Source organism: Allosphingosinicella sp. (assembly GCF_036570505.1).
Classification (GTDB): Bacteria; Pseudomonadota; Alphaproteobacteria; order Sphingomonadales; family Sphingomonadaceae; genus Allosphingosinicella.
The window spans coordinates 1-8,553 of sequence record NZ_DATCYB010000068.1; the positions used below are offsets into that span (position 1 = coordinate 1).

Annotated in this window: 7 protein-coding genes; 6 read left to right on the forward strand and 1 reads right to left on the reverse strand. The window is 65.6% G+C overall.

Features of this window, described 5'->3' with window-relative positions:
- Positions 1-261, forward strand: a 261-nt coding sequence (locus VIR62_RS08635) for a DUF2497 domain-containing protein (RefSeq protein WP_431870424.1), incomplete at its 5' end; no start/stop codon positions are given.
- A gap of 133 nt (positions 262-394) precedes the next feature.
- Entirely contained in the window at positions 395-3,037 is a 2,643-nt protein-coding gene (locus VIR62_RS08640) for a valine--tRNA ligase (RefSeq protein ID WP_431870425.1), read from the forward strand.
- Positions 3,038-3,069: 32 nt separating this feature from the next.
- Here the strand turns inward: VIR62_RS08640 and VIR62_RS08645 are convergent, their stop codons facing one another.
- Entirely contained in the window at positions 3,070-3,981 is a 912-nt protein-coding gene (locus tag VIR62_RS08645; RefSeq protein ID WP_431870427.1) for a diacylglycerol/lipid kinase family protein, read from the reverse strand.
- Between the two features lie 51 nt (positions 3,982-4,032).
- Here VIR62_RS08645 and hemB point away from each other — a divergent pair, with 51 nt between their 5' ends.
- From hemB to VIR62_RS08665, 4 genes are read left to right on the forward strand one after another with little or no spacing between them, the layout of a single operon-like run.
- Positions 4,033-5,031: a porphobilinogen synthase gene (gene hemB / locus VIR62_RS08650; RefSeq protein WP_431870428.1), complete on the forward strand. Its 999-nt coding sequence runs from the start codon at positions 4,033-4,035 to the stop codon at positions 5,029-5,031.
- Between the two features lie 12 nt (positions 5,032-5,043).
- Positions 5,044-7,311 carry a fused MFS/spermidine synthase gene (locus VIR62_RS08655; protein ID WP_431870430.1) on the forward strand — a complete coding sequence of 756 codons (2,268 nt, stop codon included), beginning with the start codon at positions 5,044-5,046 and terminating at the stop codon, positions 7,309-7,311.
- A 25-nt stretch (positions 7,312-7,336) separates the two neighbouring features.
- The gene (locus VIR62_RS08660; protein ID WP_431870431.1) at positions 7,337-7,873 is read left to right on the forward strand and encodes a GNAT family N-acetyltransferase; all 537 of its coding nucleotides are present in this window, start codon (positions 7,337-7,339) and stop codon (positions 7,871-7,873) included.
- On the forward strand, positions 7,870-8,412 hold the full coding sequence (locus VIR62_RS08665; RefSeq protein ID WP_431870433.1) for a gamma carbonic anhydrase family protein: 543 nt from the start codon (positions 7,870-7,872) through the stop codon (positions 8,410-8,412). The genes VIR62_RS08660 and VIR62_RS08665 overlap by 4 nt, the downstream gene beginning before the upstream one ends.
- Positions 8,413-8,553: the final 141 nt, after the last annotated feature.

Genomic DNA, 8,553 nt, shown 5'->3' on the forward strand with positions numbered 1-8,553 from the left:
TCCGAAGCGGACGGACTCACGTCCGACGACACGACCGCCGCCGCCCGTCAGAAGCTCGCGGCGCTCTCCGCCCTCCGACAGCCGGAAAACGGCGAGCCGGTCGCCCTGTCCGAAGCAACCCCGACCGATACCGCTCTGGCCAATGCGGTGCGCGAAATGCTCCGGCCGATGCTCAAGGACTGGCTCGACCAGCGCCTCCCGGAAATGGTGGAAACCATGGTTGCCCGCGAAATCGCGAGGATCACCGGCAAGAGCCTCTGACGCGGGGGCCGGCACTGACCGTCACCCCAGCGTTGCCTGGCGTCCATTCAGCGTTGGAATAGATGCCAGCCTTGGCCGGCATGACGTGAAAACGGCTTGGCCCGCCGCCCGCGCTTCGTCTAAGCGCGCCCCTATGAGCGAATTGCCGAAGACCTTCGATCCGGGCGCCATCGAGGCCCGCTGGTATCCCTATTGGGAGGAGAACGGCCTGTTCCGTCCCGGGCGGTCGGAGGCGGAACCCTGGACGATCGTCAACCCCCCGCCCAACGTCACGGGCTCGCTCCATATCGGCCACGCGCTCGACAACACGCTCCAGGATATTCTCACGCGCCATGCGCGGCTGCAGGGCAAGGACGCTTTGTGGGTGGTCGGCACCGACCATGCCGGTATCGCCACGCAGATGGTCGTCGAGCGGCAGCTTGAGGCCGAGGGCAAAAGCCGCGCGGACATGAGCCGCGAGGAGTTCATCGCCAGGGTCTGGGAGTGGAAGGAGGAGAGCGGCGGCCAGATCACCCGCCAGCTCCGCCGCCTCGGCTGCTCGATGGACTGGGCGAACGAGCGCTTCACCATGGACGAGGGCTTCTCCCGCGCCGTCCTCAAGGTGTTCGTCGATCTTTATCGTCAAAAGCTGCTCTATCGCGACAAGCGGCTGGTCAACTGGGACCCGAAATTCGGCACCGCCATCTCCGACCTGGAGGTCGAAACGCGCGAGGTGCAGGGCAAATTCTGGCACCTAAAATACCCGCTGGAGGATGGCAGCGGCTTCATCCACGTCGCCACGACCCGGCCGGAGACGATGCTCGCCGACATGGCCGTCGCCGTGCATCCGGAGGACGAACGCTACACCGCCCTGATCGGCAAGAAGATCAGACACCCGATCACCGGCCGTCTCATCCCGATCATCGCCGACGAGCATGCCGATCCGGAGCTCGGCTCGGGCGCGGTCAAGATCACCCCTGGCCACGACTTCAACGACTTTGAGGTCGGCAAGCGCGCCGGCTTCAAGCCGACCGAGATGCTGAACATGTTCGACGCTCGGGCGCAGGTCGTGCAGTGCGGCGGCATCCCCGAAGCGCTGCTCGGCCTCGACCGCTTCGAGGCGCGCGAGAAGGTCGTCGCCTTGCTGGAGGCAGAAAGCTTTCTCGAAAAAGTCGAGGACCGTGTCGTCCAGACGCCGTTCGGCGACCGCTCCGGGACGGTCATCGAGCCCTGGCTCACCGACCAATGGTATGTCGACGCCGCGACCCTGGCCAAGCCGGCCATCGCCGCCGTTCGCGACGGCGATATCCGCGTCGTGCCCGAAACCTGGAAGAAGACCTGGTTCAACTGGCTGGAGAATATCCAGCCCTGGTGCGTCTCCCGCCAGCTCTGGTGGGGCCATCAGATACCAGCCTGGTACGACGATGAAGGCAATGTCTTCGTCGCCGAATCCGAGGAGGGGGCGCGGCGCGAGGCCGGCAATCGGCCGCTCCGCCGCGATCCGGACGTGCTCGACACCTGGTTCTCCTCCGCCCTCTGGCCCTTCGCCACGCTCGGCTGGCCCGAGGAGACGGAACTGCTGAAGCGGCACTATCCGAACGATGTACTCATCTCCGGCTTCGACATCATCTTCTTCTGGGACGCCCGCATGGCGATGCAGGGCTTCCAGTTCATGAAGGAAAAGCCCTGGAACACGCTCTACCTCCACGGCCTCGTCCGCGACGCCAAGGGGCAGAAGATGTCCAAGTCGAAGGGAAACACCGTCGATCCCCTCGGCCTCGTCGACAAATATGGCGCCGACGCGCTGCGCTTCACCCTGGCCGCGATGGAGAGCCAGGGCCGCGACATCAAGCTCGATGAGAAGCGGGTGGAGGGCTATCGCAACTTCGCCACCAAGCTCTGGAACGCGGCGCGCTTCTGCCAGTCGAACGGCATCGGCGCGAGCCGGACGATCGAGCCGCCCGAGGCCACGCTCCCCGTCAACCGCTGGATCGTCGGCGAGACGGTGAAGACGGTGCAGGCGCTCGATCTCGCCATGGCCGAGCTTCGCTTCGACGAAAGCGCCAACACCATCTACCACTTCACCTGGGCCACCTTCTGCGACTGGTATCTGGAGCTGATCAAGCCGGTCGCGATCGGGGACGAGAGGGGCCAGATCGACGCGGAGACGAAGGACGTCGCCGCCTGGGTGCTCGATCAGATTCTGGTCATGCTTCACCCGTTCATGCCCTTCATCACCGAGGAGCTATGGCATGCGATGGGCGAGCGGCCCTATCCCCTGATCCTCGCCAATTGGCCGATGCCCGATGCGCGCGCGCTCGATGCGGACGCGGGGCCAGAGATCGACTGGCTGATCCGCCTCGTCAGCGGCATTCGCGGGACGCGTGCCGAGCTCAACGTGCCGCCAGGGGCGAAGTTGGCACTGCATGTTCGCGACGCCGAGGCAGGAACGATCGAGCGTCTTCAGCGACATGAGGCGGCGATCATGCGCCTCGCCCGCCTGGAAACGATCGGCAGCGCTGCCGCCCTCGCCGGCGGCGCGGCGCAAGTAATCGTCGACGAAGCGATCTTCGTCCTGCCACTCGAAGGGGTGATCGACCTCGACGCCGAACGCTCCCGCCTTGCCAAGGCCCTTAACGCCGCAGAGCAGGAGCGGGATTCACTTGCCGGACGCCTGAACAACCCCAGCTTCGTCGAGAGGGCCAAGCCCGAGGCGGTGGAGAAGGCGAGGGCGGACCATGCCGAAAAAGCCTCGGACGCTGAGCGTTACGCGGCGGCGCTGGCACGGTTGGGGTAAGCTGAAGATTAGTTCGTCCCGAACGAACGGAATCAGCGAGTTGGCTCTGGTTCCTGAGGCACCACCACCTCGATCGCCTTGCTTGCGACCGAGACCGTGGCCGGCGTCCGGGCCAGTATCTCGCCGTCGATCGAGATGCGGTGGTGGGGCTTCGTGTCGATGCGCAGGCTTTTGCCCCGGAATTCCTCGGTGGTGTCGTCGCGCGAGCGGAGCTTGAAGAATTTGGCGTACCAGTCCCATACCAGCCGCGCGAGGCTGCGGCCGGTGACCGCCTGGATGACGATGTCGCCGCTGTCGACGTCGGTCGTCTCGGTCAGCTCGACTCCGCCATGGAAGCGGCCGTTGAAGATGCGGACCTCGGTGCTCCACAGCCGCCGCACGCGCGTGCCGTCGTCGACCGACAGCCGGAATGGGCTGAACCGGAAGAAGCAGCGGATCGCCCAGACAAGATAGCCGACGCGGCCGAGATACTTCTTCAGCTTGTGCGGCACGCTGTCGCCGATCATCGGCGAGAGGCCAATCGCAGCGGCGTTGGCGAAATAGTCGCCATCGATCATGCCCAGGTCGATCCGCCTCCGCCGCCCGGTAGCGATCGTCCGGATGGCGCCGTCGAGGTCGAGCGGAATGCCGAGCGTGCGGGCGAAGCTGTTGGCCGTGCCGAGCGGAAGCAGGGCGAAGACGCAGTCGCGGTCCACGACGTCGTCGACCGTGCACGAAAGCGACCCATCGCCGCCGCCGACGATCACCATCGGCACCCCGCTCTTAACGGCCCGGCGCATGGTCGGGATAAGCTCCTTGGGGTGTCGCACGGCATGGGCGGCCCGAAGGGAAATGCCGGCCGCTTCCAGCTTCTCCTTCGCTTCGCGGAACAAATCCCGGCCCCTGCGGGAATGGGCGTTGACGACCAGCACGGCCTCTCTGGGCACGGGATCGGTCAGCGTCATTCAACCAGTCCCTTTGCACCTGAAAGCGGGCGCGCTACAGCCGCATCTGACATGACCCTTGCTTCCTTTCCCGCTGTCCGTCTGCGCCGATCGCGCGCCACCCAATGGTCGCGATCGCTGGTCGCCGAGACGGTTCTCAACGCATCGGATCTCATCTGGCCGCTTTTCGTGACGGAAGGAAGGGGGGTGGAGGAGCCCATCGCGACCTTGCCCGGTGTCTCGCGCTGGTCGGTCGACAGGCTGGTTGAACGCGCGCGCGAAGCCAGGAATCTCGGCATCCCGTGCATCGCCCTCTTCCCCAACACGCCGCTCAAGCTGCGCGACGAGAGAGGGAGCGAGGCGCTCAATCCGGACAATCTCATGTGCCGAGCCATCCATGCGGTGAAGGATGCGGTGCCGGAAATCGGTATCCTCACCGACGTTGCCCTCGATCCCTATACGGCCGACGGCCACGATGGCATCACCGATGCGTCCGGCTATGTCCTCAACGACGAGACCAGCTCCATCCTGGTCGAGCAGGCGCTGGTCCAGGCCGCCGCGGGCGCCGACATCGTCGCGCCCTCCGACATGATGGACGGCCGCGTCGGCGCGATCCGCCAGGCGCTGGAGCATGAAGGTCACACCAACGTCGCCATCATGGCCTATGCCGCCAAATATGCCTCCGCCTTCTACGGCCCCTTCCGCGACGCGGTCGGCTCGCGCGGCCTCTTGAAGGGCGACAAGAAGAGCTACCAGATGGACCCGGCCAATGCTGAGGAGGCGTTGCGGGAAGTCGCGCTCGATCTCGCCGAGGGCGCCGATTATGTGATGGTGAAGCCTGGCCTTCCCTATCTCGACATCGTTCGCCGCGTGAAAGACGCTTTCCAAGTCCCTGTTTTCGCTTACCAAGTATCGGGCGAATATGCGATGATCGAGGCTGCCGCCGCGGCCGGGGCAGGGGATCGTGATGCGCTCGTCCTGGAAACCCTGGTCGCCTTCAAGCGTGCCGGATGCTCCGGCATGCTCACCTATTACGCGGCCCAGGCCGCGCGCCTGCTCAGCGGCGGTTAACGGACGTCATGCTTGTCTAGCGGCGACGGGCGGCCAGACGGGAGATCGGCACTGCATCAATCGGTAACCGCCGCCGCCACGCGGGAACGGTTCGCGAGGCCGCTCTTCCTGGCGACCGTCGTCACCGGCGCCTTCCTCCTCTTCCTCACCCAGCCGATGATCGCGCGCATGGCCTTGCCGCGGCTGGGTGGCGCCCCGGCGGTGTGGAACAGCGCGATGCTGGTCTATCAGGCACTGCTGCTTGGCGGCTACGCCTACGCGCACGCGGTCGCGCGGCTGGCACCTCGCAAGCAGGCAGGTGTGCACCTCGGCCTGTTCGGGTTGGCCGCGCTGTGGCTCCCCATCGGCCTTGGCGCGGCAATTCCGCCGACCGACTTTGCACCGGCCTTCTGGGTACCCTGGTTTCTCGTCGCCTCGATCGGGCCGCTCTTCTTCATCATCTCCGCCCAGGCACCGCTGATGCAGCGCTGGTACGCGCTGGAAACGAATCGGGGCGATCCCTATCCGCTCTATGCCGCCTCGAACCTGGGCAGCTTCGCCGGCCTCATTTCTTATCCGCTAATCGTTGAACCGCTGCTCACCCTGGAACAGCAGAGCCGGCTCTGGACGGCTGGCTTCGTCCTCCTCCTCGCTCTCGTCATCGGCTGCGCGCTCACCATCCCCCGCCAGGCAGCAAAACAGGAACCCGGCACGCGCTCGCATCCGACGAGCCGTCGCCGCGTCCTGCACTGGATAGCGCTGGCGGCGGTGCCGTCGGGGCTGATGCTCTCGACGACGACGCATCTCACCACTGACATCGTCGCCATGCCGCTCCTTTGGGCGTTGCCGCTCGGCCTTTATCTCTTGAGCTTCACCGTCGCCTTCGCCGCCCGGCGCGGCCTTGCCGACTTCATCACCCTGGTCGCCCCGCTCGTCATCCTCGCCGCGGGCGCCTTCGCCTTTGCGAGCGGAACGCAGCGACCGCTCTTCATGGCCACGGCCGGTCTCGGCCTCCTGTTCGTGGTGGCGGTAACGCTTCATGCCGAGATGTACCGGCTGAGGCCGCATACCGACCGCCTGACCGGCTTCTACCTCGCCATGTCGGTGGGCGGCGTGCTGGGCGGCGCCTTTTGCGCCGTGGTGGCGCCGATACTGTTCGACTGGGCTTACGAGCACCCGTTGCTAATCCTCGCCGCCGCCTTGCTCATTCCGTCACAGAGCTACATTCCGGCGATCGACCGTCTCTGGTCCGACCGTCTCTGGCGCGGGCGCCTGACATATGCTCTGCCCGGCCTCGCCGTCCTTCTCTCGCTGGCGGGGGCGGACTGGCTCGACCTTCCCGAGGTCGTTACTTATGGGGTCAGCGGAATCATTGCCTTCCTGGCCTTGTTCAGCCTGGGGCAGCGATGGGTTTTCGTCGCCTGTCTTGCCGCGCTGATGCTGAGCTATGGCGGCTGGAACACCCTCAGGCTGACGGTCCTGGACGTGCGCACGCGCAGCTATTTCGGCGTCTATACGATCGGCTCCACCCCGGACGGCTATGCGACCATGCTGACGCACGGAACCACGCTGCATGGCGTACAGAGCCGGATGCCGGGTGCGGAACTTGCGCCCACGAGCTACTATGCCCCGGGATCCGGCGTCGCCCATGTCCTCTCCGCGGCACCAGAGCTTTACGGCGCCGATGCCGATATCGGCATCGTCGGCCTCGGAACCGGAACGCTCGCCTGCTATGCCGAGCCCGGCCAGCAATGGCGCTTCTTCGAGATCGACCCGGCGGTGGTGCGGATCGCGACGGAAAGCGGCTATTTCACTTTCCTTCCAAATTGTGCGCCGGATGCGGATATCATCCTCGGCGATGCGCGGCTGAAGATCGCCGGGTTGCGGGCCGCGACCCTCGACGTCCTCGCGATCGACGCTTTCTCGTCGGACTCGGTGCCGATGCATTTGCTCACGCGCGAGGCGTTCGGGGTCTACGCCCGCGCGCTGCGGCCGCGCGGCATTCTCCTCGTCCACATTTCCAACCGCTATCTGGATCTCGAGCCGGTCCTCGCGGCCGCCGCGACGCGTGGCGGGTGGGAAGCGGCCCTAATGGACTACCGACCGGACGACGACGCGAAGGACTATGCGACGGCGTCGGTCTGGATAGCCCTATCGAAAAGCCGCGACGCCCTCGACACGATGATGCTCGCCAGCGGCAGCAATGGCTATTGGCAGGATCTGGAGCCCCGACCGGGATTCCCCGGCTGGAGTGACGATTATGCCAGCATCCTGCCGCTGATCGAAGGCTGGACGGAATGAACGCTCCGGCGCTACTCCGCGCGGCATGATCGAAACGGAACGGCTGCTTCTCAGGAACTGGCGCGAAAGCGACGCGGAGTCCTTTCACGTCCACACTAATACACCTGCCGTGATGCGCTGGCTCGGTGGGGTGAAAAGCCGCGAGGACCTGCGCGAGGTCTCCGATCGCCTGATGCGATGGCAGGAGGAGCGAGGTTTTACCTTCTGGGTCGTGGAGCGGAAGGAGGACGGCGCGTTCCTCGGCTTTTGCGGACTCAAGATCGCCGACGATCCGGCCGGCACCATCACGGGCGAATATGAGGTGGGCTGGCGTTTTCGCGAGGATAGCTGGGGCCGGGGCTATGCCCGGGAAGCCGCGAGCGCGTCCCTCGACCATGCCTTCGACACGCTCGCGGCGGAGCGGATCTTCGCCATCACCTTCAATCAGAACGAAGCCAGCTGGGGCCTGATGCGACGGCTCGGAATGCATCGGCGCGAGGATCTCGACTATCACGATCCCCGCTTCCCGAACCTCAATCCCACGATCATCTACGAGATAGACAAACGGGAGTGGAAAGGATGACGATCCTTCCGTTCGGCGGCAAGGCACCACGCATCGAACCCACCGCCTTCGTTGCGTCCGGGGCGCGCCTTATCGGCGATGTCGAGATCGGGCCGGGGGCGAGCATCTGGTATAACTGCGTGATCCGGGGCGATGTGAACCGCATCCGCATCGGCGCGCGTAGCAACATCCAGGACGGCAGCGTCGTGCACTGCGATTCGCCCAAGCCTGGCGAACCCGAGGGCCATCCCACGCTGATCGGCGAGGAGGTGCTGATCGGCCATATGGCGATGGTCCATGGCTGCATTCTCCACGATCGCGCCTTTGTCGGCCTGGGCGCCATCGTCATGGACGGCTGCGAGATGGAAAGCGACGCGATGCTCGCGGCCGGTGCGATGCTGACTCCGGGTCGCCGCATCCCCAGCGGGCAACTATGGGCGGGCCGGCCGGCCAAGTATGTGCGGGATCTGACGCCTGAAGAATTGGCTGGAATGCGGGCGGGGGTTGCGCACTATGTCGCTCTCGCCAAGGCGCATGCCGAACAGCTCAAAGGTCGCTAAGCGAGGCCTTCAGTCCTTCCAGCCGTTCCGCCTGACGGTCGGCGAGTGCTTGCGTCTCGGCCTCGGTCGCTTCGATGGCCTGCTGGTCGAGCGGATTGGCCGGCTGCGTGGACTCCTCCAGCGCCAGGCTTGTGAGCTCGG